Origin of the sequence: Aeromonas allosaccharophila, from assembly GCF_016026615.1 — a bacterium.
Lineage (GTDB): Bacteria > Pseudomonadota > Gammaproteobacteria > Enterobacterales > Aeromonadaceae > Aeromonas > Aeromonas allosaccharophila.
On record NZ_CP065745.1, the window covers coordinates 2,395,320 to 2,419,134 of the forward strand.

Annotated in this window: 24 protein-coding genes; 19 read left to right on the forward strand and 5 right to left on the reverse strand. The window is 59.6% G+C overall.

Annotated elements, in window-relative coordinates; all coding sequences use genetic code 11:
* The first annotated feature begins 416 nt into the window (after positions 1-416).
* The 4 genes from frdA to frdD are packed head-to-tail and all read left to right on the forward strand — an operon-like array spanning position 417 to position 3,710.
* A complete protein-coding gene (gene frdA / locus I6G90_RS10715) occupies positions 417-2,201 on the forward strand; it encodes a fumarate reductase (quinol) flavoprotein subunit (RefSeq protein WP_042063911.1) in 1,785 nt (594 codons plus the stop codon).
* On the forward strand, positions 2,194-2,928 hold the full coding sequence (locus I6G90_RS10720) for a succinate dehydrogenase/fumarate reductase iron-sulfur subunit (RefSeq protein ID WP_042063912.1): 735 nt from the start codon (positions 2,194-2,196) through the stop codon (positions 2,926-2,928). The genes frdA and I6G90_RS10720 overlap by 8 nt, the downstream gene beginning before the upstream one ends.
* Before the next feature lie 16 nt (positions 2,929-2,944).
* A complete protein-coding gene (locus tag I6G90_RS10725) occupies positions 2,945-3,343 on the forward strand; it encodes a fumarate reductase (protein WP_042063913.1) in 399 nt (132 codons plus the stop codon).
* 10 nt (positions 3,344-3,353) lie between these two features.
* On the forward strand, positions 3,354-3,710 hold the full coding sequence (gene frdD / locus I6G90_RS10730) for a fumarate reductase subunit FrdD (RefSeq protein ID WP_042063914.1): 357 nt from the start codon (positions 3,354-3,356) through the stop codon (positions 3,708-3,710).
* Between the two features lie 138 nt (positions 3,711-3,848).
* Here frdD and I6G90_RS10735 read toward each other — a convergent pair whose 3' ends face one another.
* The 3 genes from I6G90_RS10735 to I6G90_RS10745 form a co-directional block, all read right to left on the reverse strand.
* Positions 3,849-4,598, reverse strand: a complete 750-nt coding sequence (locus I6G90_RS10735) for a substrate-binding periplasmic protein (RefSeq protein ID WP_197931192.1) — start codon at positions 4,596-4,598, stop codon at positions 3,849-3,851.
* 91 nt (positions 4,599-4,689) lie between these two features.
* The gene (locus I6G90_RS10740; protein ID WP_197927432.1) at positions 4,690-5,916 is read right to left on the reverse strand and encodes a winged helix-turn-helix domain-containing protein; all 1,227 of its coding nucleotides are present in this window, start codon (positions 5,914-5,916) and stop codon (positions 4,690-4,692) included.
* Positions 5,917-6,021: 105 nt separating this feature from the next.
* Positions 6,022-6,615 carry a TetR/AcrR family transcriptional regulator gene (locus I6G90_RS10745; RefSeq protein WP_197927434.1) on the reverse strand — a complete coding sequence of 198 codons (594 nt, stop codon included), beginning with the start codon at positions 6,613-6,615 and terminating at the stop codon, positions 6,022-6,024.
* A 107-nt stretch (positions 6,616-6,722) separates the two neighbouring features.
* On the opposite strand from I6G90_RS10745, the gene I6G90_RS10750 reads away from it, so the two are divergent.
* The 3 genes from I6G90_RS10750 to I6G90_RS10760 all read left to right on the forward strand — a co-directional run bounded on the left by I6G90_RS10750 (position 6,723) and on the right by I6G90_RS10760 (position 10,627).
* Positions 6,723-7,637, forward strand: a complete 915-nt coding sequence (locus tag I6G90_RS10750) for an ABC transporter six-transmembrane domain-containing protein (RefSeq protein ID WP_197927436.1) — start codon at positions 6,723-6,725, stop codon at positions 7,635-7,637.
* Positions 7,638-7,674: 37 nt separating this feature from the next.
* Complete coding sequence (locus tag I6G90_RS10755; protein ID WP_197927438.1) at positions 7,675-9,066, forward strand: NAD(P)/FAD-dependent oxidoreductase; 1,392 nt, start codon at positions 7,675-7,677, stop codon at positions 9,064-9,066.
* Between the two features lie 205 nt (positions 9,067-9,271).
* Positions 9,272-10,627, forward strand: a complete 1,356-nt coding sequence (locus I6G90_RS10760) for an NAD(P)/FAD-dependent oxidoreductase (RefSeq protein ID WP_197927440.1) — start codon at positions 9,272-9,274, stop codon at positions 10,625-10,627.
* A gap of 62 nt (positions 10,628-10,689) precedes the next feature.
* On the opposite strand, the gene I6G90_RS10765 is transcribed toward I6G90_RS10760, so the two are convergent.
* On the reverse strand, positions 10,690-11,337 hold the full coding sequence (locus I6G90_RS10765; protein ID WP_197927442.1) for a class I SAM-dependent methyltransferase: 648 nt from the start codon (positions 11,335-11,337) through the stop codon (positions 10,690-10,692).
* Positions 11,338-11,481: 144 nt separating this feature from the next.
* On the opposite strand from I6G90_RS10765, the gene I6G90_RS10770 reads away from it, so the two are divergent.
* The 7 genes from I6G90_RS10770 (at position 11,482) to I6G90_RS10800 (ending at position 18,080) form a co-directional block, all read left to right on the forward strand.
* Positions 11,482-12,141 (forward strand): thermostable hemolysin, encoded by a 660-nt coding sequence (locus I6G90_RS10770; RefSeq protein WP_197927444.1) that lies wholly within the window; start codon positions 11,482-11,484, stop codon positions 12,139-12,141.
* Positions 12,138-13,634 carry an AMP-dependent synthetase/ligase gene (locus I6G90_RS10775; RefSeq protein ID WP_197927445.1) on the forward strand — a complete coding sequence of 499 codons (1,497 nt, stop codon included), beginning with the start codon at positions 12,138-12,140 and terminating at the stop codon, positions 13,632-13,634. Before I6G90_RS10770 ends, I6G90_RS10775 begins: the two co-directional genes overlap by 4 nt.
* Positions 13,631-14,284, forward strand: coding sequence for a TenA family transcriptional regulator (locus I6G90_RS10780; RefSeq protein WP_139409896.1), 654 nt, complete (start codon positions 13,631-13,633; stop codon positions 14,282-14,284). Before I6G90_RS10775 ends, I6G90_RS10780 begins: the two co-directional genes overlap by 4 nt.
* A gap of 42 nt (positions 14,285-14,326) precedes the next feature.
* Positions 14,327-15,196, forward strand: coding sequence for an SDR family oxidoreductase (locus tag I6G90_RS10785; protein ID WP_058054247.1), 870 nt, complete (start codon positions 14,327-14,329; stop codon positions 15,194-15,196).
* A gap of 1 nt (position 15,197) precedes the next feature.
* Positions 15,198-15,830 (forward strand): tetratricopeptide repeat protein, encoded by a 633-nt coding sequence (locus tag I6G90_RS10790; RefSeq protein WP_182938047.1) that lies wholly within the window; start codon positions 15,198-15,200, stop codon positions 15,828-15,830.
* A 130-nt stretch (positions 15,831-15,960) separates the two neighbouring features.
* Positions 15,961-16,647, forward strand: a complete 687-nt coding sequence (locus tag I6G90_RS10795; RefSeq protein ID WP_058053600.1) for a response regulator — start codon at positions 15,961-15,963, stop codon at positions 16,645-16,647.
* Positions 16,644-18,080: an ATP-binding protein gene (locus tag I6G90_RS10800; protein WP_197927446.1), complete on the forward strand. Its 1,437-nt coding sequence runs from the start codon at positions 16,644-16,646 to the stop codon at positions 18,078-18,080. The genes I6G90_RS10795 and I6G90_RS10800 overlap by 4 nt, the downstream gene beginning before the upstream one ends.
* A 34-nt stretch (positions 18,081-18,114) precedes the next feature.
* Here the strand turns inward: I6G90_RS10800 and rloA3 are convergent, their stop codons facing one another.
* Positions 18,115-18,615, reverse strand: a complete 501-nt coding sequence (gene rloA3, locus I6G90_RS10805) for a retropepsin-like aspartic peptidase RloA3 (RefSeq protein WP_197927447.1) — start codon at positions 18,613-18,615, stop codon at positions 18,115-18,117.
* Between the two features lie 381 nt (positions 18,616-18,996).
* Between rloA3 and I6G90_RS10810 the strand changes: the two genes are divergently transcribed.
* The 5 genes from I6G90_RS10810 to I6G90_RS10830 all read left to right on the forward strand — a co-directional run bounded on the left by I6G90_RS10810 (position 18,997) and on the right by I6G90_RS10830 (position 23,708).
* Complete coding sequence (locus tag I6G90_RS10810; protein WP_042061106.1) at positions 18,997-20,040, forward strand: GMP reductase; 1,044 nt, start codon at positions 18,997-18,999, stop codon at positions 20,038-20,040.
* A 200-nt stretch (positions 20,041-20,240) separates the two neighbouring features.
* Positions 20,241-21,461, forward strand: coding sequence for an elongation factor P maturation arginine rhamnosyltransferase EarP (earP, locus tag I6G90_RS10815; protein ID WP_197927448.1), 1,221 nt, complete (start codon positions 20,241-20,243; stop codon positions 21,459-21,461).
* Between the two features lie 45 nt (positions 21,462-21,506).
* Entirely contained in the window at positions 21,507-22,073 is a 567-nt protein-coding gene (efp, locus tag I6G90_RS10820; RefSeq protein ID WP_033137526.1) for an elongation factor P, read from the forward strand.
* Between the two features lie 140 nt (positions 22,074-22,213).
* A complete protein-coding gene (locus tag I6G90_RS10825) occupies positions 22,214-22,834 on the forward strand; it encodes a DUF2238 domain-containing protein (protein WP_197927449.1) in 621 nt (206 codons plus the stop codon).
* 109 nt (positions 22,835-22,943) lie between these two features.
* Positions 22,944-23,708 carry a DUF3530 family protein gene (locus I6G90_RS10830; RefSeq protein ID WP_197927450.1) on the forward strand — a complete coding sequence of 255 codons (765 nt, stop codon included), beginning with the start codon at positions 22,944-22,946 and terminating at the stop codon, positions 23,706-23,708.
* Positions 23,709-23,815 lie beyond the last annotated feature (107 nt).

Here is a 23,815-nt window from a genome sequence, read left to right on the forward strand (position 1 = left end):
GCCCTGAAATCCTTGTGATTCATCTGGATTTATCCAATCCCCTCCGTAGCGGTCGCCACAATTCGGATTATTTATTTTTATCCAAATAAATAAATGCCAATAATTCTCATTAAAAAATTACAATAAAAAACTTAAAATTTTTTTCGTGAGTACCTAAAAAGAGAGGTGATTCGCATTTTATTGAAAGAAAACTACGTACAATCCAGAAGTTAAAGTATGCGTAGCAAGGTGTTCAACTGCTCAGTAACACCAAAAAATGGCGATAATAACGACATTTTCATCCAGGGATTTGGGTGTTTTATAGAAAAATAACCAATAAAAATGGAATAAAACCTAGCAGTTTGACTTGCATCAAGCCTGAATTTTTTTCATAGAGCAAAATCGTGCCCAGCAAATCTATCCCTAAGGAGGCAGATGTGGATATTATCAAGACCGATGTTGCCATCATCGGTGCCGGTGGTGGTGGCCTGCGTGCCGCAATCGCCATTGCAGAAGCCCACCCGGAGCTGGAAATCGCCCTGATTTCCAAGGTCTATCCGATGCGCAGCCATACCGTGGCCGCCGAAGGTGGCGCCGCAGGCGTCGTGCGTGATGACGACTCCCTCGAAAACCACTTCAATGACACCGTCTCCGGTGGTGACTGGTTGTGTGAGCAGGACGTAGTCGAATACTTCGTCAACAACGCCACCAACGAAATGATCCAGCTGGAGCACTGGGGTTGCCCCTGGAGCCGCAAGCCGGATGGCAAGGCCAACGTCCGCCGTTTCGGCGGGATGAAGATCCCGCGCACCTGGTTCGCCGCAGATAAATCCGGTTTCCACATTCTGCACACCCTGTTCCAGACCTCCATCAAGTATCCGACCATCAAGCGCTACGATGAGCACTTCTGTCTGGATCTGATCGTGGAAGATGGTCGCGTTCAGGGCGTCCTGACCTTTGATATCCAGAACGGTATCACCCGCTTTATCCAGGCCAAATCCGTGGTGCTGGCGACTGGCGGTGCCGGTCGCGTTTACCGCTACAACACCAACGGTGGCATCGTCACCGGTGACGGCATGGCGCTGGCCTACCGTCACGGCGTACCGCTGCGTGATATGGAGTTCGTCCAGTATCACCCGACCGGTCTGCCGGGCACCGGCATCCTGATGACCGAAGGTTGTCGTGGTGAGGGTGGCATCCTGCTGAACAAGGATGGCTACCGCTACCTGCAGGACTACGGCTTGGGCCCGGAAACCCCGGTTGGCCAGCCGAAGAACAAACACATGGAGCTGGGTCCCCGTGACCGTCTCTCCCAGGCATTCTGGCAAGAGCAGCAGAAAGGCCGCGTGATCCAGGGCCCGATGGGCGACGTTGTTCACCTCGACCTGCGCCACCTCGGCGAGAAGTACCTGAAAGAGCGTCTGCCGTTCATCTGCGAACTGGCCAAGGCCTACGTGGGTGTGGATCCGGTCAAGGAGCCGATCCCGGTACGTCCGACTGCCCACTACACCATGGGTGGTATCGAAACTGACGGCAAGTGCGCAACCCGCATGCCAGGCCTCTACGCCGCTGGCGAATGTGCCTCCGTTGGCCTGCACGGTGCCAACCGTCTGGGTTCCAACTCCCTGTCCGAGATCGTGGTATTCGGCAAGGTTGCTGGTGAACAGGCAGCCGAATTCGCTGCAACCCAGCAGCACGGCAACACCGAAGCGCTGGTCGCCAAGGCCGAGCAGTTGATCAAGCAGCACCTCTCGCTGATGGATATCGACGGGACCGAAAACCCGGCCGACATCCGCAACGAACTGGGCATGTCCATGGAAGCTGGCGTTGGTATCTACCGTACCGAAGAGCTGATGCAGGGCACCATCGACAAGATCAACGAGCTCAAAGCCCGTTACAAGAAGATCAAGATCAACGACAAGTCCTCTGTCTTCAACACCGATCTGCTGTACGCCATCGAACTGGGCTACATGCTGGACGTGGCCGAAGCCATGGCTCACTCCGCCATCAACCGTAAAGAGTCTCGTGGTTCCCACCAGCGTCTGGACGGTTATGAGGAGCGTGATGACGTGAACTTCCTCAAGCACACTCTCTCCTTCTATGCACCGGAAGGGGCCCCGACCATCGATTACTCCGATGTGAAGATCACTAAATCCCAACCGGCAAAACGTGTGTACGGTTCCGAGGGTGAGAAACAAGACGAGGCTAAGAAGAATGGCTGAGATGATCGAAATTGAAATCCTGCGCTACCGTCCGGAGCAGGATAACGAGCCCTGGATGCAAACCTTCCAGGTGCCTTACCTCAAAGAGATGTCCCTGCTGGATGCGCTGCAGTACATCAAGGATCACCTGGACTCTACCCTGAGCTTCCGCTGGTCCTGCCGGATGGCGATCTGCGGCTCCTGCGGCATGATGGTCAATGGCGTACCCAAGCTGGGTTGCAAAACCTTCCTGCGTGACTATCTGCCAGGCAAGATGACCATTGAACCGCTCAACAACTTCCCGATTGAGCGTGACCTGGTCGTCGACATGTCCGATTTCATCGAGAAGCTGGAGAGCATCAAGCCCTACATCATCCCGAGCGAACCGCGCAGCCTGTGCGATGGCGAGTACACCCAGACTCCGGCTGACATGGCGAAGTATCACCAGTTCTCCATGTGCATCAACTGTGGTCTCTGCTACGCAGCCTGCCCGCAGTATGGCATCAACAAGAAGTTCACCGGTCCGGCGGCACTGGCTCTGGCCTATCGCTACAACGCCGACAACCGCGACAGCGCGTCCAAAGAGCGGATGAAGATCATCAGCCAGGACGAAGGTGTCTGGGGTTGTACCTTCGTGGGCTATTGCTCCGAAGTGTGCCCGAAAGGCGTGGATCCGGCCGCAGCCATCCAGCTTGGCAAGGTCGAGAGCGCCAAGGACTACATGATCGCCATGTTCAAGCCAGATTGAGATCAGGAATGAGACCATGAACAACACCAATAGCAAACGTAAGCCTTACGTCCGCGAAATGAAGAAAGACTGGTGGCTGAAGAATGCCTTCTACACCGGTTACATGATCCGTGAAGGCACCAGTATCTTCGTCTCCATCTACGCCGTTGTGCTGATGTGGGGTCTGATGCGTCTGGTTCAGGGTCAGGAAGCGTTCAACGGCTGGCTGGAATCCCTGCAAAGCCCGATCGCCATCCTGTTCCATGTCATCGCACTGGCGGCGTGCCTGTTCCATGCCAAAACCTGGTTCGCCCTGGCACCGAAAGCCATGCGTATCTTCCGTGGTGAAGACCTGGTACCGGAGAAGCCGATCGTTCTCGCCCAGTATGTGGCGCTGGCGGTGGTGTCCCTGCTTGTCCTGATCATCGTGGCCTGAGGAGAAATCAATGAGACGTTCTGACGAACCAATTTACTGGGGTCTGTTTGGTGCGGGTGGCATGGTCGTTGCCATGCTGCTGCCGGTCATTGTCCTCATCACCGGTCTGCTGGTACCCATGGGTATCATGGACGTGGAAGCCATGAGCTATGACCGCGTGCACGCGTTCGCCAGCTCCTGGTGGGGTGCCTGCATCCTGCTGGTGATCATCGCCCTGCCAATCTGGCACGGCATGCACCGTATCTACCACGGTCTGCACGATCTGGGGATCCACACCACCAAGCTGCACCACTATGTGTTCTATGGCTTTGCCTTCCTGGTATCTGCCATTACCGTCGGCCTGCTGATGGTGCTGGTACTCCAGTAATCACATCTGACTGATTGACCAAACCGGGCCTCGTGCCCGGTTTTTTATTGTCCCTGATTAACCAAAAGGGCCAGCCGGTTTGCACCGGCTGGCCCTCTGTTCATCTGCTCCCCCCTGAATGACAGCAACCCTTCGCTATTACTCCATCGGTGGCAAGAAGCGGCGCATCACCTCATCCCCATGACCTCCTTCCTGAAACGCCACCAGCGCCTGATTGAGGGTGTTCACCAGCTCATGGGCGCGGGGGGAACCCTTGCTCACCAACAGATAGAATCCCTTGCGGCTGGGCAGGGCGAGGTTGAGCAACCCGCTCTCGCTGTGGTAGATGCCGAGGCTGATACCACTCACCAGCGGTTCGATTTCACTCGGCAAAAAGTCACAGCGATCCCGCCCCATCATGTCCAGCGCCTGCTGCAACTGCTTGACCCGGCGTGGCTCTTGCGCCAGCCCATAGGGGGTGTAGTTGTAGCCAATCACCCCGCACACCCGGGAGCGGTTGACCGTCTGCAAGTCCGGCGTCTCGGGAAAGCGCCGCTTGAGATAGAAGAAACCGAGGTGGGTGTAATAGAGCGGCACGCTGTAGAAGGCAAACTCGGCCCGCTCCGGCTTGTAGCTGGCATCCCAGGTCAGCTCGCACAGACCGTTCTGGCGATAATCCGCCAACTCCTGCTGGACCCGCGCCCAGGGCAGATAGCGGATCTGGTGCGATAGCCCGCTCTGTTGCAATGCATCGAGCACCAGCGTCGTCGCCGAACCGGTCAGGCGACTGGTATCCGGCACCCCGTCCTTGCGCTCCCAATAGGTAAAGGGGGCCCACTCGTTGCCCTCTCCCAGACAGATCTTCACTGGCGGCTCTTGCCCCCATAGCGCGGGGGACAAGATGGCCATCGCCAATCCCGCCCACCATGTTGCCGCTCGTTTCATCTCCCGCTCCCGAACTGTTTATCCCTCTTGCAGCTTAGCCCAGAAGGGATAGACCTCACTTTACAGGGGCGCTTTCATGCCACAACGCCAGCAAATTGGCCGGAATGGCACCATAACGAAGCTGCGGCGTCTGGTGCCAGTCAGCCAGCTTTTGCAGGGCTTTCGCCAGATCATGCGCCAGCGTGCGGGTCACTCTTACCCCTGCTTCCAGGTAGAGGCTCTTGATCTCGAAGATCCCCTGCTGGCGATGGGCCTTGGCATCCATTCTGCCCACCAGCTTGCCGCGATGGAGCAAGGGCAACACGAAGTAGCCGTACTGACGCTTGTGGGCCGGGGTATAGCACTCGATGCGATAGTCGAAGTTGAACAGTTCACTGGCCCGTTTGCGATCCCACACCAGCGGGTCGAACGGCGACAAGGCGGTGGTATGGGTCGCCTTGAGGGTGCCCGCCTGTGCCCTTGCCAGCTCATCGGCCAGAGATGCATGCACGAAGGCACCGTGCTGCCACCCCTCCACCCGTACCGGCAGCAGCTCCCCCTCGTCCGCCAGCTGATGGAGCAGGGCATCGTATTTGCCGCGCCGCAGCCGGTAGTAGTCCGCGACCCAGCCGGTTTTGACCAGCCCCAGCGCCCGGCAGCTGGCGCGCACCATGTCCCGCTGCGCCTGCTCGACGCTTGGCAAGTCCCGCTGGTCGTTCCACTCGGGGATGACCCGTTCGGCGAGATCATAGACCCGCTGAAAGTTGCGCCGCTCCCGCACCATTAGCTGACCGGTGGTGAAAAGTACCTCCAGATGGCGCTTCTCCGGCTTCCAGTCCCACCAGCCGTTCCCCTTGCCGGTTGTGCGTTCAAAGTCAGCCGCCCGCACCGGACCATGCTGACGAATGCGCTCGATCAGCTGGCCAATCTCCTGCTGATGGGTGGCGAGCCAGTTGGCTGAAAACTTCCAGCCCATGGCGGCGGGATCGAGCATCCGGTGGCGCAGCAATCGGTAATCCTCCCGGGGCACAAAGCAGGCCTCGTGAGCCCAATATTCGAAGATCTCGCCGTCGACCAGCAACTGCTCCAACCAGTGCGGTTCGTACTGGCCAAGCCGACTGAACAGCACCAGATAGGGGCTGCGCGCCACCACCGAGATGGTATCGATCTGCAGCAACGCCATGCGGCGAATGGTGGCCAGCAGATCGGCCGGGGTCGCCTTGCTGCGACGGGGAGCGAGCAGCCCCTGCGCCGCCAGTTGCAGATGACGGGCATCTTGCAGTGACAAATGGGTAATCGACATCAACAACCGCTCCATGGTATCTGACCATTGCGCCCGGCGGATGGCCAACAAAACCGGGGGAAGCTCCACGCTAGTGCGCCTCCCCGCCCTTGTGTGCCTGCGCCGCTATGAGTGGGTCGGGGGCAAGACCAGCTGATTGACCACCAGCATGATCTCTTGATAAGTGGCTTCGACCGTCTCGGGGGTCGGCTCCAGAATAAGGTCATCGGCATAACCATTGATGAGCGAGGTGATCTGGCGCGCCAGTCGCCGGGCATCGCTCGCCACAAACTCGCCGCTGTCGATCCCCTTTTGCAGGATCAGCTCCAGCACCTCGCGCCACGCCAGAATGATTTTGCGGTAGCTCTCGGCAAATACCGGGTCGCGCAGTGACTCGTTCCAGGCATCCAGATAGATGGCCCAGGAGGCATCCTGACTGGTCGGCAGGTTGTCCCGCACAAAGAGCGGCAACGCTTCGCGGGCAGGCAGCGGCAATAGCCACTCCCGCTGCTCGGCGATCTCCTGATAGGTGAAACGCTCTACGGCGCAGAGGCAGAGCTCTTTCCAATCCTTGAAGTAGTGGTAGACGTGGCTGCGCGCCAGACCGGTACGTTCGGCAATATCACGGGTTGACGATGCCGCCATCCCCTTCTCTCGAAACAGGGCCAGTACGGCCCCGATGATCATCTCTTTACGCTGTTCTGCTGATGGGCGTGCCATCTGACCTCCTGCGATATCCATCGATCTGCTTGACTTTGAGCAGTCGCTCAAACAAACTTTGAGCGCTCGCTCAAACTTAGCGTTTCCGACATCTTAGGAGATAACCCATGACAACACCAACCACTTCGGCAGCCAGCTGCGACGAGCAGGCCATGCCGTTGCCACACTCGGCCGGTCGTTCGCTGGGGGCAATTGCACGGGCCAATCCCCTCAAGCTGGCGGGCACCTTCTCGCTGGTGGCCCTCGAAAACATCCTGCTGGTGGTCTATCCCCTGTTCGCCGGTTTTGCCATCGACGCCATCGTCAAGGGCCAGTGGTGGCAGGCTTCAAGCTACGCCCTGATCGTGCTGCTGTTCTGGCTCATCGGCGCCCTGCGCCGGGCGGTCGACACCCGCACCTTTACCCATATCTATGCGGCACTGGCGGTGCCGGTGATCCTGACCCAGCGCCAGCAGCAGGAGGGGCAATCCACCATAGTGGCGCGGGTCACTCTGGCGCGGGAGTTTGTCGACTTCTTCGAGAAACATATCCCGATCCTGGCCACCAGCCTGATCTCCATCGTCGGTGCGGCCGTGATGCTGATGGTGATCGAGTTCTGGGTCGGCATCGCCTGCATGGGGGTATTACTTCTGTTCGGCCTGCTGCTGCCCGGCTTTTCGCGCAAAAACCAGCTGCTGCACGAGCGGCTCAACGATCGGCTGGAACACGAGGTCAAGCTGGTCACTCATGCCCCGTCAGCCAGCCTCTCCCGCCACTACCGCGCGCTGGCCTGGCTCCGCATCCGGATTTCGGATCGGGAAGCACTCGCCTTTCTGGCGGTCGGTATCAGCGCCGCTCTGCTGTTCCTACTGGCCATCACCATGCTGATGGCCCAGCCCCAGGTCTCGGCAGGCCATGTCTATGCTGTGATGACCTACCTCTGGAACTTTGTCACCAGCCTGGATGAGGGGCCCGGTCTTGCCGATCAGCTGGCCCGGCTGCGAGACATAGGCCGACGGGTCAATACCGCCCAACCCGATTGAATGATTTGACATTTTGTATCTGTAACCGGAGTAGAAGATGAATCCGACCACCCTTTGCCAACGAGCGTTGACCATGTGCATCAGCTGTTTTTTCCTCGCCGCCTGCGGCCCCAAGATGAGCGACTTTGAGCCCAACACCAGCTACTGGTTCAAGGAGAAACCGGCAGAGGAGAGTGCCCCGCTGGCGCAAGACATGAAGGTGGATATAGCCATCGTCGGCGGCGGCTACAGCGGCCTCTCCAGCGCCTGGCATCTGGCCAAAGCCAATCCGTCGCTCAAGATCGCCATCTTCGAAGCCAAGCAGGTGGGCAGTGGTGCCTCGGGCCGCAACGGCGGCATGGTGTTGCCGGGATCCGAGGTGATGGATCTCTACGAGGAGGGAGAAGCGAGCAAGCGCCACTACGACCTCACCGTCGCCAGCATGCGCAAGCTGCAGGCGCTGGTCGCATCAACCGGCGTCGAGGCTGACCTCAAGCTCGATGGCTATGTGGAGGCGATCCTCGATGAGGAGGATATCGCCGAGTACCGCGACTATGTGAAAACCGCCAATCGCCTCGGCATCCCGCTCCAGTACTGGAACGCCGATACCACAGAGGCAAAACTCGGCACCGATCGCTACGTGGGGGCGGTCTACGACACCAATGGCGGTCAGGTACACGCCATGAAGCTGGTCAATGCCCTGCGCAAGGCGGTGGAGCAGGCGGGCGTCACCATCTACGAGCAGAGCCCGGTAATGGGGATCAAGGAGGGCAAGCAGATCGAACTGAATGTGGCCGACAAGTACAAGGTGACCGCCGACAGCATAGTGCTGGCGACCAACGGCTATACCTCCAAGCTTGGCTACTTCAGCGGCCGGGTCTTTCCGGTGCACGCCCAGAGCGCCGTCACCGAGCCGCTTACCCGGGATCAGCTCAACGCCATTCAGTGGCAGAGCAAGGTGCCCTACTACGACACCCGCAATATCCTGTTCCATCTGGTGTTGACCCCGGATAACCGCATCGTCATCGGCGGCGGCAATGCCGAGTACGTCTTCAACGACGGCCTCAATTACAAGGGCGACCTCGACCGGGTCAGCGCCATGATGATGACCGAGCTGGTGACACTCTATCCGGCCCTCAAGGGGATCAAGTTTGAACAGGTGTGGGACGGGGTACTCGGCATGACCGGCGACAGCACCGAAGCGGTGGGGGTGATGGGGGATCACAAGAACATCTACTACGCCCTCGGCTACAACGGCCACGGCATCAACCTCTCCTTCCTGTTTGGTGACATCGTGGCCAGCCTCTATCAAGGCAAGGATCACCCCTGGTTCAACCACGCCGAGCAGACCCTGCCGATGTGGCTGCCGCCGGAGCCATTCAAGTCAATTGGCGTCAAGTCCACTCTGATGTTCTATCACTGGCAGGATCGCGGCTATCTGGAGCCATAACGCGCTATGTATCTGCCAACCTGCGGTTTGGCCCGCAGCACTGACATCCATTTTCCATGGCTGCCCGACACACTGCGGGGTGATAGAGCGGGCAGCATGGGTTGGCAGCAGCAACCGACGTTTGACAAGAGACGCCAGCATTGCTGGCTGACACTGAATTAGCTAAATCTCGCGCGAATTTTTTTACTATCAATGGAGAGTCAACATGCGTGCATTTCCGGTATTAAAAGGCACTATTTTTTCGCTGATCGCGTTGAGCGGCACACTCGCTACCAACGCCTTCGCCAACGAGGAAAATATCGCCAGGTTCTACGATGACAATCAGAGTTACTGGGCTCAGTTCTTGCCCAACGTAAACGCTAGCCTCAATAAAGATATTGATGTGGATGTCGCCGTCATCGGCGGTGGATATACGGGATTATCTGCCGCATACCATATCAAGAAGTCCAATCCGGCCAGCACTGTGGTTATTTTGGAAGCAAAGCGGGTCGGCAATGGCGCATCTGGCCGTAATGGCGCTCTGGTGTTGGCGCAAACCTATAGCGAAGGCGGCTTTGTGATGGGTGATCACAAAGCAAATCATAAAGAGATTTATGACATCACCGTCAATAGCATGCACCGGATTAAACGGTTGGCCGAATCGACCGGCATTGACCCGGGGTACGTACTAAATGGCCAATCGTTGGGGATTTTTAACCCTGAAAATATGGATGATGCCAAAGAGTATGTGGCTCAGGCCAAAAAACTGGGCATGCCGATTGAATTGTGGGGCAAAGAGAAAGCCGTGAATATGCTCGGCTCACCAGCGCTGGTCGGTGCGGTATATGATCCCAATGGCGGCATGGTCAACCCGGGCAAGCTGGTCGCCGCGCTCAAGAAACTGGCGGAAGATGCCGGGGTCGTCATCTATGAAAACAGCCCGGTGCTGGAATATGAAGAAGATGGCAAGCTGATTTCATTGCCAGTCAAGGTCAATGACAAACGCTATGAAGTTACCGCAAAAAATATTGTCGTGGCAGCCAATGCCTATGCCGGGAAGACGCTTGGCTTCAAGCCTGATGATATTGAACCCTCTCACACTCAAGTGGCAGTCACGGCCCCACTGACGGATGCGCAATACAACAGTATTGGCTGGAAAAACAACATCTCATGGTATGACGACCAATATGCCGGAACGGACAGTGATGCCACCTACCACATGGTCATGACCGCTGACCATCGCATTGTTATTGGTGGTGGTAGCGTCGAATACAATGAGGGGGATGACCTGCAGTACCCCGGTGATTTGAAAAAGATTGAAGCTCAAATCTCCAAGCGTATTGGTGAGCTCTATCCATCAATAAAAGGGATAAAAATTGAAAAAACCTGGGACGGGATCATTGCAGAAACCACAACCAAGAATGAAATGATCGGCGTCACCGGTACGAATCAGAATATTTATTATGCCCTTGGATATAACGGCGGACAGGGCGTTAACGTTGCCTTCTTGTTTGGCGAGCTGGTCTCCAAGCTCTACAACAAACAAGATGACAAATTGTTGAGCATCATGCTGGATAAATAACTGATAACGTTAAATGCAGGGCATTTAACTACTTCCTAAAACCATCCATCAGCAGGCACGCCTCAGGGCGTGCCTTTTTGCAATACCGCCACATCGGCGTGGGGGAAGCTGAGCTCGGCCTGCCAGCTGGCGGCCAACACCTGAAACGATGCCTCGGCAAAGAAGACGATGTGGGTCGGGTCGTGGCGATAGCGCCAGTTTTTGAACCGCTCGTCACCGAGCACCCGCTGGGTCTGCAGCACCAGCACGCCGCCGGGTTTGAGGCAAGCCCACAACTGCTCCAGCACGGCGCGTGGCTCGGCAATATGTTCGATCACCTCGGTACTGGTGATGAAGTCGTACTGGTGCGTCAGCAACTCGGGAAAATCGGCATAGAACTTGTCATACCCCGCCATCTGGTAACCCGCCTCGCCCCCCATCGCCACCAGCGCCGGGCCCGGGCCACAACCAAAATCGAGGCCACTGGCAGGGGTTGGCACCCGGCTCAACACCTCGCCAAAGGCCCGCATCAGAAAAGTGCGATAACGGGGATCATCCACCCGGTTGTCGTGACCGTCATAGACCGCCTTCTCCGCCGCCTCATCCAGATGATCCGCCTCGTCCAGCCAGACCAGCTCGCACACGAGGCAGCGATGATAGCGCTTGCCTGCCACCGGCAGGGGATAACTGCGATGGCTGGCGCACAGGGGACAGCAGACTGTGGATGACATGGCGTTTCCTCTTGGGTGCTTCCTGTTGGATAACAGCGGCGCAGATTGCCTGCCCGTCGCGTCGCTGACAACTTTTTTTGCTGCTTAAGGGTTTCTTAAGTTTGGGCTTTTACTCTCAAACCATCGCAAGAGAAGGAGTCACCCATGACCATCGAGATCCAAGCCCCCTACAGGTTGATCCTGGCCGAGTCCCAGCAGCAGGTCATGGCGCTGCAAACCTATATCCAGGCCGCCTATACCCTCGAGTTCAACGCCCGTATCCCCCATTTTCTCCCCTGCCTGCTGGGGCTCTATCGGGCGGACGGGACGCTGGTCGGTGCCTGTGGTCTCAATCATGCCAGTGAGGGACCTCTCTATCTGGAACAGTATCTGGAGCAACCCATCGAGGTCGCCATCAACACCCGCCTCGGGGTCTATCCGGCACGCAACCGCATTATCGAAGTGGGCAATCTGGCCTGCAGCGAACCGGGCAATGCCCGCCTGATGTTTGCGGCCCTGTGTCGTCTGCTGTGTGAAAACGCCCTCGACTACGTGGTCTTTACCGGCACCGCCAAGCTGCGCAACAGCTTTGCCCGTCTGCAACTCAATCCGGTGGAGCTGGCCCCTGCACAAGCCCATCAGGTGGGTGCCGACGCCGATGCCTGGGGTGAGTACTACCGTTGCCAACCCAAAGTGATGGTCGGTGACATCAATCAGGGGCGCGAGGTGCTGGCCCAGAGCAGCCTGCTGCTCAATCTGCTGGCGCCCATGCCAGTGCTTTTTACCGATGCAACCCTGACCTGTGAGAAAAGGTGCGCCCAATGAGCCTGTTCGACGCCATCGCCAAACATGCCCGCGATAATCCGCAATCGCCTGCGCTGCTGAGCAGCCAGCAGCGCCTCGATTATCAGACCCTGTGGCAGCAGATCCAGCGTCTGGCCAGCCAGCTGCAACAGCTCGACATCAGCCGTCTGGCGCTGCAACTGGACAACGGCCTGCCCTGGGCGCTGCTGGATCTGGCCTGTACCAAAGCAGGGATCGTAGTCATCCCGGTGCCCCACTTCTTCAGTCAGGCCCAGCAGGCCTGGTTGCTGGAGAGCAGCGGTGCCGATGCGCTGGTCGGCCCACATCATCAGGGGTGGCATGCCGCCGAGCCGCTCTCGCTGATCACCGGCGAGCTGCCATTGTGGCGCCATACCCCGACCAATCGACCGGCGCTGCCCAAGGGCACCGCCAAGATCACCTACACCTCCGGCACCACGGGCCAACCCAAGGGGGTCTGCCTGTCCCCGAGCCAGATGATGGCGGTAAGCCATGCGCTGGCCGAGCGGGTCGCGCCAGCCAAGGTGGAAAAACACCTGACCCTGCTGCCGCTGGCGACCCTGCTTGAGAACATCACCGGCCTCTATGTGCCGCTGCTGACCGGTGCCTGCAGCCGCATTCCATCCCTCAGTGAGCTCGGCTTCAACGGCTCCAGCTCGCTCAATGCGGCCATGCTGGGGGAGGCGCTGCTGCGCTGGCCGACCCACAGTCTGGTGCTGGTGCCCGAGCTGCTGCGCCTGCTGCTGGCACTCTGCACCAGCACACCGACGCTGGCCCAACAGCTCAAGAACCTGCGCTTTATTGCCGTCGGTGGCGGCAAGGTGGCCCCCGACCTGATCAAACATGCCCGCCAGCTCGGCCTGCCAGTGTATGAGGGGTATGGCCTCTCGGAGTGTGGCTCCGTGGTGGCGCTCAACAGTCCGGATGCTGACAAGCCTGGCAGCGTGGGCCGCCCCCTGCCCCACTGTCAGGTCACCATCGCCAGCGATGGCGAAATTATGGTGAGCGGCAGCGCCATGCTGGGCTATCTCGGCAACAACGAACCGACTCCCGAGCAGATTGCCGCTGGCGAACCTTCTGCCATGCAGATCGCCACTGGCGATCTGGGTCATCTGGATGATGAGGGCTACCTCCATATCACCGGGCGCAAGAAGAATGTCCAGATCACCGCTTTTGGCCGCAACTTCTCACCGGAGTGGGTGGAAGCCGAGGCCCAGCTCTGCCCCGCCATCGCCCGCATCGTGGTCTTTGGCGACGGTCAGCCCGCCAACGTGGCGCTGATCCAGCCCCTGCCGGGAAAAGAGGCGGATCTGCCACGCCAGATCGCCGGTCTGAACCAGCGGCTGCCCGATTATGCCCGGCTGCACCACTGGTTGCCGGTGGCACTGGATCAACATCCCGGGCTGCTGACCGCCAACGGGCGTCCCCGTCGCAACGAGATTTACCAACACTTTTCCCAACAAATTAGCCAATGCCTTACCGGAGAATCGTCATGAGCTTCTATCAGACTCTGCAACAAGCCACTGCCAGTGAGCGTGAGCATCTGTTCAACGCCCCCATCATCGAAGCCTGCCGCCGTGGCGACATCAGCCGTGACACCTATCTCGCCTTTCTGGCACAGGCTTACTACCACGTGCGCCACACAGTTCCGCTCCTGATGGCGACCGGCGGCAAGCTGGGTCAGGAGTACGAGTGGGTGCGCGGCGCCCTTGCCGAGTACATCGACGAGGAGTATGGCCATCAGGAGTGGATCCTCAACGACATCCGCGCCTGTGGCGGCGATGCCGAGGCGGTGCGCCACGGCCAGCCCGGGCTGCCCATCGAGCTGATGGTGGCCTTCCTCTACGACCAGATCCAGCGCGGCAACCCCATGGGCTTCTTCGGCATGGTGCAGGTACTGGAAGGCACCAGCGTGGCCATCGCCCTCACCGTCGCCGACCAGCTGAAAAAGGGCCTCGGCCTGCCACCGCAAGCGATGAGCTACCTGAGCTCCCACGGCACCCTGGATCAGGAACACCTCAAGTTCTTTGAATCCCTGATGGATCGGGTCGAAAGTCCGGCGGATCAGGCGGCTATTATCCACTCGACCAAGGTGGTCTACCGCCTCTATGGCGAGATGCTCTACAACCTCACCGCCACTCCGTAAGTCGGCAGCGGATCAGCAGACAGCAAAAAGGGAACCCACACCATGAATCTTGAAGGGAAACTCGTGCTGCTCACCGGCGCCAGCGGTGGCATAGGTGAAGAGCTGGCGCAGGAGCTGGCGGCCCAGGGGGCCCACCTGTTGCTGCACGGTCGCCGCGGTCCGGCGCTGGATCGGCTGTGCAAGTCACTGCCGCATCCCGAGCGCCATCAGGTGGTGCTCGCCGACCTCGGCTCTGCGCAGGAGCGGGCCAAGCTGTTGCAACACCCGGCGCTGGAGAACGGGCTCGACATCCTGATCAATAACGCCGGCTGCAACCAGTTTGCCTGGTTGGAAGATCAGAGCTTCGAACAGGTGGAGCGCCAGCTGCTGCTCAATATCGAGGCACCGATCCAGCTCACCCGGGTACTGCTGCCCAGATTGCGCAAGCCGGGGATCATCATGAACATGGGGTCGAGCCTGGGCAGCATCGGCTACCCCGGTTACAGCGTCTACTGCGCCAGCAAATTTGCCATGCGCGGCTTTAGCGAGGCGCTGGGACGGGAGCTCGAGGGCAGCGGCATCAAGGTGCTGCACTTCGCCCCGCGCGCCACCCGCACCAAGCTCAACTCCGAAGCCGCCTACGAGATGAATGCGGCGCTCGGCACCCAGACCGACAGCCCGCAAGAGGTGGCCGAAGAGGCCGTCATCGCCCTGTGCAACGAAACCCGCCGCAGCTGGCTCGGTTGGCCGGAAAAACTGTTCGTGCGGCTCAATGCCCTGCTGCCGGGCATTGTCGACAAGGCGCTGGCCAGACAGCTGCCAATTATCAAACGTTATGCCCGTCATCTTCAGCCAAGGACGACTGATACCAGCGCCAACAGTGCGCCACAACCAGACTTATCCCGCCCGATCCCGACCAAGAAGGAGCATTAATATGAATTTTGTCCGTCAATCCGTGACCTCTTGTGCCATCGCCATCCTGCTGGGTTCCTCCTCGGTCATGGCCGCGGATGATGCCCTCGCGCCCATCCAGCAGCAGTGGGCCGTCTGCCAGTATCAACAGACCGGCAAGGCGAAAGAGAGCTGCCTCGAGACCCTGAGCACCCAGGCCGAAGCGGCCAGCGCCAAGGAGCCTTTTCGCGCCGATCTGCTGATCTGGTCTGCCATCGTCAAGAGCACCTGGGCGGGGGCCAAAGGGGGGCTGGGGGCACTGGGTCTGGTGAAAGAGGCCAAGGCCAAGCTGGAGCTGGCGCTCAAGCAGGATCCCAAGGCGCTGGACGGCTCTGCCTACACCAGTCTGGGCTCGCTCTACTATCAGGTGCCCGGCTGGCCGGTCGGCTTTGGCGATGACGAGAAGGCGGAGCAACTGCTCAAGCAGGCGCTGGCCATCAATCCGGATGGCATCGACCCCAACTTCTTCTATGGCGATTTCCTGCTGGATCAGGGTCGCAAGGCAGAGGCCAAAACCTACCTCGACAAGGCGCTGACCGCCCCGGCCCGCCCGGGCCGCGAAGTGGCCGATGAAGGGCGCAGGATGGAGATCCGCGAAAAACTGGCCAAGCTATAAATCCCTGATGGATCAAAGATCTATTTAAACTCTGCCCACCAGCTTGCATACTGGTGGGCAGCGTTGTTTATGCCACGGCAAGCCCTGGCGCTGAGCCACATCGCGACACCCAACAAACAGGGAGAAAAGAATGCGGATCCTGCTGGTAGAAGATGATGTGATGCTGGGGGATGGTATGCAGGATGCACTGCGCCATAGCGGCTACACGGTGGACTGGCTGCAACAGGGATTGCCCGCCCTGACGGCCCTCAAGAGCGACGAGTTCGCCGCCCTGATCCTCGATCTCAACCTGCCCGACATCGATGGCCTCAGCCTGCTGCGCAAGCTGCGCCGGGAGGGCCACCAGCTGCCGGTGCTGATCCTCACCGCCCGCGATGCGCTGGACGATCGGGTGATCGGCCTCGATGCCGGTTCTGACGACTACATGGTCAAGCCCTTCGCCCTGCAGGAACTCAACGCCCGCCTGCGCGCCCTGGTTCGCCGCAGCAAGGGGCAGGCCCAAGCGGTGCTGGAGTATGGCGATATCCTCATCTATCCCGAATCCCAGCAGGTCACCTATCAGGGGGAGGCGGTCAAACTCACCCCCCATGAATACAAGCTGCTGCAGGAGCTGATCAGCCAGAGCGGCCGGGTGCTGAGCAAGGATCAGCTGCAACAGAGCCTCTACGGCTGGGACGAAGGAGCCGAGAGCAACGCGGTAGAGGTGCATATCCACCATCTGCGCAAGAAGTTCTACAGCGACCTCATCCGCAATATTCGCGGGGTCGGCTACATCATTCCCCAGCTCGAACAGCCAAGCCGGACACCCGCACGATGAAACGTCCCCGCTCCATTCGCCGCTTTCTGCTCACCGGTATCCTGACGCTGGTGAGCCTGAGTCTCACCATCAGCGCCTTTATTGGCTACATGGAGGCGAGTCACGAGATGGAGGAGCTGTTTGATGCCCGCCTCGCCCAGTCGGCCCGCATCACCAACCAGCTGCTGGCCCGCTACATGGCCCAGCAGGGGAAACTGCCCGCCAACGGCACCGTCTATCAGGAGTGGGAGGCGCAAAATCCCGATGAGTGGCAAAAAGATCCCGGCCTCAACCTGACCGGCGAGGATCGGGAGATCACCCCTTACGGCCACGAGTTCGAACGCAATCTCTACTTCCAGCTGCTCGATGAAAAGGGCGGCCTGCTGCTGCGCGCCCCCAGCGCCCCGGAGCAGCCACTGGTCACCCTGGCCATCGGCTTCGACACGGTCGAAAAAGATCGTCACCAGTGGCGCACCTTCACCCTCTACAACCAGCAGGAGCAGACCTGGCTGGTGGTGGCGGAGCGGGATGACGAGCGCAGCGAACTGGCCAGCAAGATGGCCACCCTCACCATGCTGCCGCTGCTGATCACCCTGCCCTTCCTGCTGGCCCTGCTCTGGTGGCTCATCACCCGCGGGCTGGCCCCCCTGCGTCAGCTGGCCCAGGCCATCAGCGAACGTCACCCCGCCAACCTGAGCCCACTCAGCCTCAAGGTAAGCGCGCAGGAGCTGACCCCACTCACCAACGAGATCAACCGGTTGATGCTGGCGCTGGCGGAGACCATAGAGCGGGAGAAACAGTTCACCAACGAGGCGGCCCACGAGCTGCGCACCCCGCTGGCGGTGCTGCGCATACACAGTGAAAATGCCCTGGCAGCCGATGATGACGCCAGCCGCCAACAGTCCCTGCACAAGATGCTGCAGGCCCTCGACCGCAGCGATCGGCTGATCCGCCAGCTGCTGACCCAGGCCCGCATCGACAACCAGCAGGGGCTGGTATTAACCGAACTGGAGGTGGGTCACCTGCTGCAAGGCACCCTCGCGACCCTGGCTCCCATTGCCCTCAAGAAGGATCAGCAGCTGTCGCTGGAGTGTGACTTGCCGCTGCTGGTGATGGGTCAGGCCACCCTGCTCGACCTGCTGTTCAGCAACCTGATCGACAATGCACTGCGCTACACCCAGCCGGAGGGCGAGATCAAGGTACGGGTTCAGCGGGAGGGCAACCGGGTGAGAGTGGATGTGAGCGACAATGGCCCCGGCATTCCCGTCAGCGCCTTGCCCCGGCTGTGTGAACGCTTCTTTCGGGTCAATCCCCAGCAGGGAGATGGCGTCGGCCTTGGCATGGCCATCGTCTCGCGCATCTCCCAGCTGCACGGCGCCGATCTCGATGTCCACAACCGTCCACAAGGGGGGCTGGAGGTCAGCGTCTGGCTACCGCTGCCACCAGAAAAATAGATGCCAAGGCGAGTTCGCCCACCACGGGGGCGGCTCACTCTTGGCGGCAGGCGGGCTGCACGGTAAAGGTTCGACTGGAATCCACCGGGCCCAGCTCGGCCAGCAGGCGGCGGCCCAGCAGCACCGGATAGATCATCTTGCTACGATCCCGCAGGGTGAACCACTCCTCATACACCTTGTCTCCCAGACAGATGGACATGGTCACCGTGGGCCGCTGCTCCATGCCGCCTGCCCCGCGCACCGTCACGCTGCGCTCGACCCGCCGCTCGAACTGCTGTTTGACCAGCTTGCCGCTGTCGGCATCGGTCACCACCAGCATGAAGCGCACCCAGGGCTTGCCATCCCGTTTGAATCTGGTGATGGCGCGTGCATCGAGGGAAGAGGTGAGTGCGCCGGTGTCGAGTTTCATCTTCACCGCCACGCCGGTGGGCAAAATAAGTCCCTTCTCGATCCAGCCATAGCTGGTCGGGGTCTCTGCCAGCGCACTGCCACACAGTGCCAGCATCAGGGTCATTCCCACCATCATCTTGCCCATTTTACGGTCCTGCCTTGTCAATCCTGCGCCCAGATCTACCACAGTCGCCTCGGGGGTCAATCCGATTTATTTCAGTGAGTTGGATAATGCCGGGCGGATCAGGAGAGAGGCGACAAAGAGTGGCAAGACGGCGGCCCAAGCGGGCGGGAATATCGACGGGGAGCAAGGCACCGGGCGGTGCTGGATGAAACTGGTGGTTAACCTCAGGTTGTGACGCCAAAGGCTACCACAACAGTGAGTGAATTATCAGTCTTGTTCTGGAGGGATTTTTGCCTACACTGTTGTAAACCGGAGGGCCTGAAAACCACCGGTTTTTTTGCGCCTGCCGAAAATTTGCCACTGCAAAAGTGACTTTCAACAAGGCTCAATAAGGAATTTGTAATGCGTATCGAAGAAGACTTGAAGCTCGGTTTCAAGGATGTCCTGTTCCGCCCCAAGCGCTCTACTCTCAAGAGCCGTTCCCAAGTCAGCCTGACCCGTCAGTTCACCTTCAAGCACACCCAGACTCAATGGCAAGGCGTTCCCGTTATCGCCGCCAACATGGATACCGTCGGCAGCTTCGCCATGGCCAGAACCCTGGCCGGCTTCGAGATGATGACTGCAGTCCACAAGCACTACAGCCTTGAGCAGTGGCAAACCTTCGTCAACGAAACCGATCCGACCCTGCTGGGCCATGTGATGGTATCGACCGGCACCTCGCCCGATGACTTCACCAAGACCCGCCAGATCCTCGCCATGTCCGAAGCGCTGCGCTTTATCTGTGTCGACGTGGCCAATGGCTACTCCGAGCACTTCGTCGAGTTCGTGCGCAAAATCCGTGACGCCTGCCCCAACCACGTCATTCTGGCGGGCAACGTGGTGACCGGCGAGATGGTCGAAGAGCTGATCCTCTCCGGCGCCGACATCGTCAAGGTCGGCATCGGCCCGGGCTCTGTCTGCACCACTCGCGTCAAAACCGGCGTCGGCTATCCGCAGCTCTCTGCCATCATCGAGTGTGCCGATGCGGCCCACGGCCTCGGCGGCCAGATCGTCGGTGACGGCGGCTGCACCTGCCCGGGCGACGTCGCCAAAGCGTTCGGCGGCGGCGCCGACTTCGTGATGCTGGGCGGCATGCTGGCAGCCCACGAGGAGTGCGGTGGCGAGATCGTCGATGTGAACGGCGAGCCCTTCATGAAGTTCTACGGCATGAGCTCCTCCAGCGCCATGGACAAGCACGCAGGTGGCGTTGCCGAGTATCGTGCCTCAGAAGGCAAGATGGTGCTGCTGCCCTATCGCGGCCCGGTCGAAAATGCGGTGCGCGACATTCTGGGCGGCGTGCGCTCCACCTGCACCTACGTCGGCGCCAGCCAACTCAAGGAACTCACCAAGCGCACCACCTTTATCCGGGTGCGTGAGCAGGAGAACAACGTCTACGGCAAGGAGTAAACCAGGTTGATCTGCTTTACCGCCAGCTTAGAGAGCTCAACAAAGCACACACCACCTTTATCCGGGTGCGTGAGCAGGAGAACAACGTCTACGGCAAGGAGTAACCTGCCACAGACCGCCGTCACACGCTGACGGTTAGAAGCCAGCCAACCGGTGTGCTACCCTGCGCACCGGTTTTTTTGCATCTGGAACCCCGCGCCATGACCAGCCCCCTGCCCCCGTTTGACTGGGATATTTTCTGTTGCGTCGTCGATAACTTCGGTGACATCGGCGTCACCTGGCGACTCGCTCGCCAGCTGAAGCGGGAGGGGAAGATCCCCGCCCACGGCAATGAGGTTCAGGTGCGGCTCTGGGTGGACGATCTGGCCAGCTTTGCCCGCATCTGTCCGGGACTGGATCCGGCGCAAGATGGCCAGTGGGTCGATGGCATCTATATCCAGCACTGGCACGAGACCCTGCCTGTCGATACCACACCGGCCACCGTGGTGATCGAGGCCTTTGCCTGCGAACTGCCCGCCCCCTTCATTGCACGAATGGCCGAGCGGATGGCGAGCCAACCCAAGCCCCCCTGCTGGATCAATCTGGAGTACCTCTCGGCGGAGAGCTGGGTCGAGGATTGCCACGCCCTCGCCTCGCCGCAGCGAGTAGGCAACCAGAGCCTCAATAAATACTTCTTCTTCCCGGGTTTTACCGCCAAAACTGGCGGCCTCTTGTGCGAGCACGACCTCATCGCCGAACGGGAACAGTGGCAGCAGGATAAAGCAGGACTGGCTGCCTACTGGGCCAGCCTCGGTTTGTCGCCAAAACAAGAGCACGAGCTGCGGGTCAGCCTCTTTACCTATGAGAGCGATGCGCTGAACAGTCTGGTCGAGAGCTGGTGCCAGAGCGCCACGCCCGTCACCCTGCTGCTGCCGCTGGGGCGCTCGCTGCAGGATGTGCTGCGCGGCGCAGGCCTTGAAGGCGCCATCACCACCGCCAAGGCGGGGGATCTGCTCCACTCGGGCAACCTCACCATCAAGCTGCTGCCGATGACCGATCAGGCCGGTTACGATCGGCTGCTGTGGAGCTGCGATCTCAATCTGGTGCGCGGGGAGGACTCCTTCGTGCGGGCCCAGTGGGCAGCCCGTCCTTTCCTCTGGCACATCTACCAGCAGGAAGAGGAAGCCCATCTGGTCAAGCTGGAGCAGTTCCTCGACCACTATCTTGCCGATCTACCTGTCGATTGCGCCCAATGGCTGCGCCACTTCAATCTGGCCCTCAATCGTGGTGACGATTGCGGCAAAGAGTGCCGCGAACTTTGGGCCCAATGGCCCCGATATAGCGCCATTTGGCAGCAACATGGGCGAAGCTGGTCACAGAAGTTGCTCCGGGACGGGGATCTCGTCACGCGGTTGGTGAAATTTTTAGAAAGCCGTATATAATCTGGCAGTTTTTATCCGTCCGTTTCACGAACAGGAATTTTTTACATGAAAACCGCACAGGAAATCCGCGCTGGTAACGTAGTCATGATCGGCACCGAGCCGATGGTGGTTCAGAAGGCTGAATTCAACAAATCCGGCCGTAACTCCGCCGTGGTCAAAATGAAGCTGAAGGGCCTGCTGAACGGCAGCGCGACCGAGACCGTCTTCAAGGCCGACGACAAGCTGGACGTAGTTCAGCTGGAACGTAAAGAGTGCACCTACTCCTACTTCTCCGATCCCCTGTATGTCTTTATGGACACCGAGTACAACCAGTACGACGTAGAGAAAGACAACCTGGGTGACGTGCTGAACTACCTGGTAGACGGCATGGAAGACATCTGCGAAGTGACTTTCTACAACGAGAAAGCCATCTCCGTAGAACTGCCGACCACCATCGTGCGTGAAGTTGAGTACACCGAGCCGGCTGCCCGTGGCGACACCTCCGGTAAAGTGACCAAGCCTGCCCGTCTGAAAGGCACTACCTACGAGCTGGCTGTTGCCGCCTTCGTAGAGATCGGTGACAAGATCGAAATCGACAGCCGCACCGGCGAATTCAAGCGTCGCGTCAACTAATTGACCGCTATGCATTGAATGAAGAAAGCGAGCCACCGGCTCGCTTTTTTTATTGTGGGCTCTCCCGGCGGCTGTATTCTGTACACCAACATGGCTAAATGGTGCCATGCATGCCAACTCTTGCCCGAGTGATACCCCATATGACATTGACCACCAAAATCCTCTTGCTGCTGGCCACCTTGCTCCTGCTGGCGCTCTCGGGCTGGCAGCCTTATGACAGGGCGACCTGGCTGATGGAGGTCGCGCCGGTGATCATCACCATCCCATTGCTGCTGCTGACCCATCGCACGTTTCCCCTCACCAGCCTGCTCTATCTCTGCATCTTCCTCCATGCCATGGTCTTGATGCTGGGAGGCGCCTATACCTACGCCCGCGTGCCACTCGGTTTCGAGTTGCAACAGTGGTTGGAACTTGGCCGCAACCCTTATGACAAGATTGGTCACTTCTTTCAGGGGTTTGTGCCCGCTCTGGCCTGTCGGGAGATCCTGCTGCGCGGCGGATATGTACAAGGAGGCCGCATGCTGGCGTTTTTGGTGGTCTGCGTGGTGCTCGCCATCAGCGCCACCTATGAATTTATCGAGTGGGGAGCGGCACTGGCGCTGGGTCAGGGAGCCGACGAGTTTCTCGGCACCCAGGGGGACCCATGGGATACCCAATCCGATATGTTCTTCGCTTTGATCGGCGCCGTGGCCGCCCAGTTGTTGCTCTCGCGCCTGCACGACAGGCAGCTGACCGCTCTCTCTTCACACCACCACCGATAGGGGAGCACGCAACCTCTCCCGAACGGCACGAGACTCCCCCTGCCGGGGGAGCCTCCTCTCAAGAAAATCCCGCTGCCGCCGCTAACCCAGATAACCGGGGGAGCACACTATGGCCAGATTATCCTTATCACTGCTGTTATTGACCTTGCTGGCTGGCCATGGGGCAGAGTCGAGCGAGGTCGCGCCTCCCATTGCCGAGCCACTGCCACTCGACTACTGGCAAGCCAGCGACTGGAAAGAGCTGCCCGATGCCACCCGGATCGACAAGCAGACGGTGCTGTTCGCCAAACACGACAGTGAAAACTATCTGGGACTGGCCATTTTACTGCCGGACTGGCAGCGCAGCGGCCAGCTGTGGCAACTGACCCGCGCCCTCGGCCAGCTGGGCTTTGATACCCTGCTGCTGCTCCCCTCCCCCCAACAGACCGAACTCGATCCCGCCGCCGAGAAAAAAGCGAAAAACAGCGATGAATTTCGCAAGCAGTTTGCCGAGCGGATCCGCAAGCTGGCCGATGCCAAGCTGCAGGAGGGGGGCTTCAAGCTGATCCTGGCGCAAGGTACCGGCGCCGCCTGGACTGCCAACCTCATCGCCAGAGAACAGTTGCCCGCCCCCGATGCGCTGGTGCTGCTCGACGGCTTCTTCCCCAACCAGCAGAGCAACCAGACCCTGGCCAAACAGGTGGCTCAGGCGGCCATCCCCACCCTCGATCTCTATCAGGAGGATGGCGGTCGCTGGCCACTGCTGGCTGCCGAGGCCCGCAAAAGCGAGAGCCGCCGCAGCCACAAGCTCAACTATCGCCCCTACGCCCTGATGGAACTGGAGGAGACCCCCACCCGCATTCAGGGCTGGCTCAACCATCTGGGCTGGCTCTAAACCGGCCGCCACCGTGGCGCAACAAAGCGCGCGCCAGCTCACATCTGCCGGATAAAGCGCCGCCCTGGCACAGCGGCGAGCTGGCCCTGACAGCATCCTGTTTGGCA

Excerpts from the sequence above, each read along its gene's own strand:
- I6G90_RS10720 (WP_042063912.1), top strand. The coding sequence starts at position 2,194 with ATGGCTGAGATGATCGAAATTGAAATCCTGCGCTACCGTCCGGAGCAG.
- I6G90_RS10725 (WP_042063913.1), top strand. The coding sequence starts at position 2,945 with ATGAACAACACCAATAGCAAACGTAAGCCTTACGTCCGCGAAATGAAG.
- frdD (WP_042063914.1), top strand. The coding sequence starts at position 3,354 with ATGAGACGTTCTGACGAACCAATTTACTGGGGTCTGTTTGGTGCGGGT.
- I6G90_RS10735 (WP_197931192.1), bottom strand. The coding sequence starts at position 4,598 with ATGGCCATCTTGTCCCCCGCGCTATGGGGGCAAGAGCCGCCAGTGAAG.
- I6G90_RS10740 (WP_197927432.1), bottom strand. The coding sequence starts at position 5,916 with ATGTCGATTACCCATTTGTCACTGCAAGATGCCCGTCATCTGCAACTG.
- I6G90_RS10745 (WP_197927434.1), bottom strand. The coding sequence starts at position 6,615 with ATGGCACGCCCATCAGCAGAACAGCGTAAAGAGATGATCATCGGGGCC.
- I6G90_RS10750 (WP_197927436.1), top strand. The coding sequence starts at position 6,723 with ATGACAACACCAACCACTTCGGCAGCCAGCTGCGACGAGCAGGCCATG.
- I6G90_RS10755 (WP_197927438.1), top strand. The coding sequence starts at position 7,675 with ATGAATCCGACCACCCTTTGCCAACGAGCGTTGACCATGTGCATCAGC.
- I6G90_RS10760 (WP_197927440.1), top strand. The coding sequence starts at position 9,272 with ATGCGTGCATTTCCGGTATTAAAAGGCACTATTTTTTCGCTGATCGCG.
- I6G90_RS10765 (WP_197927442.1), bottom strand. The coding sequence starts at position 11,337 with ATGTCATCCACAGTCTGCTGTCCCCTGTGCGCCAGCCATCGCAGTTAT.
- I6G90_RS10770 (WP_197927444.1), top strand. The coding sequence starts at position 11,482 with ATGACCATCGAGATCCAAGCCCCCTACAGGTTGATCCTGGCCGAGTCC.
- I6G90_RS10775 (WP_197927445.1), top strand. The coding sequence starts at position 12,138 with ATGAGCCTGTTCGACGCCATCGCCAAACATGCCCGCGATAATCCGCAA.
- I6G90_RS10780 (WP_139409896.1), top strand. The coding sequence starts at position 13,631 with ATGAGCTTCTATCAGACTCTGCAACAAGCCACTGCCAGTGAGCGTGAG.
- I6G90_RS10785 (WP_058054247.1), top strand. The coding sequence starts at position 14,327 with ATGAATCTTGAAGGGAAACTCGTGCTGCTCACCGGCGCCAGCGGTGGC.
- I6G90_RS10790 (WP_182938047.1), top strand. The coding sequence starts at position 15,198 with ATGAATTTTGTCCGTCAATCCGTGACCTCTTGTGCCATCGCCATCCTG.
- I6G90_RS10795 (WP_058053600.1), top strand. The coding sequence starts at position 15,961 with ATGCGGATCCTGCTGGTAGAAGATGATGTGATGCTGGGGGATGGTATG.
- I6G90_RS10800 (WP_197927446.1), top strand. The coding sequence starts at position 16,644 with ATGAAACGTCCCCGCTCCATTCGCCGCTTTCTGCTCACCGGTATCCTG.
- rloA3 (WP_197927447.1), bottom strand. The coding sequence starts at position 18,615 with ATGGGCAAGATGATGGTGGGAATGACCCTGATGCTGGCACTGTGTGGC.
- I6G90_RS10810 (WP_042061106.1), top strand. The coding sequence starts at position 18,997 with ATGCGTATCGAAGAAGACTTGAAGCTCGGTTTCAAGGATGTCCTGTTC.
- earP (WP_197927448.1), top strand. The coding sequence starts at position 20,241 with ATGACCAGCCCCCTGCCCCCGTTTGACTGGGATATTTTCTGTTGCGTC.
- efp (WP_033137526.1), top strand. The coding sequence starts at position 21,507 with ATGAAAACCGCACAGGAAATCCGCGCTGGTAACGTAGTCATGATCGGC.
- I6G90_RS10825 (WP_197927449.1), top strand. The coding sequence starts at position 22,214 with ATGACATTGACCACCAAAATCCTCTTGCTGCTGGCCACCTTGCTCCTG.
- I6G90_RS10830 (WP_197927450.1), top strand. The coding sequence starts at position 22,944 with ATGGCCAGATTATCCTTATCACTGCTGTTATTGACCTTGCTGGCTGGC.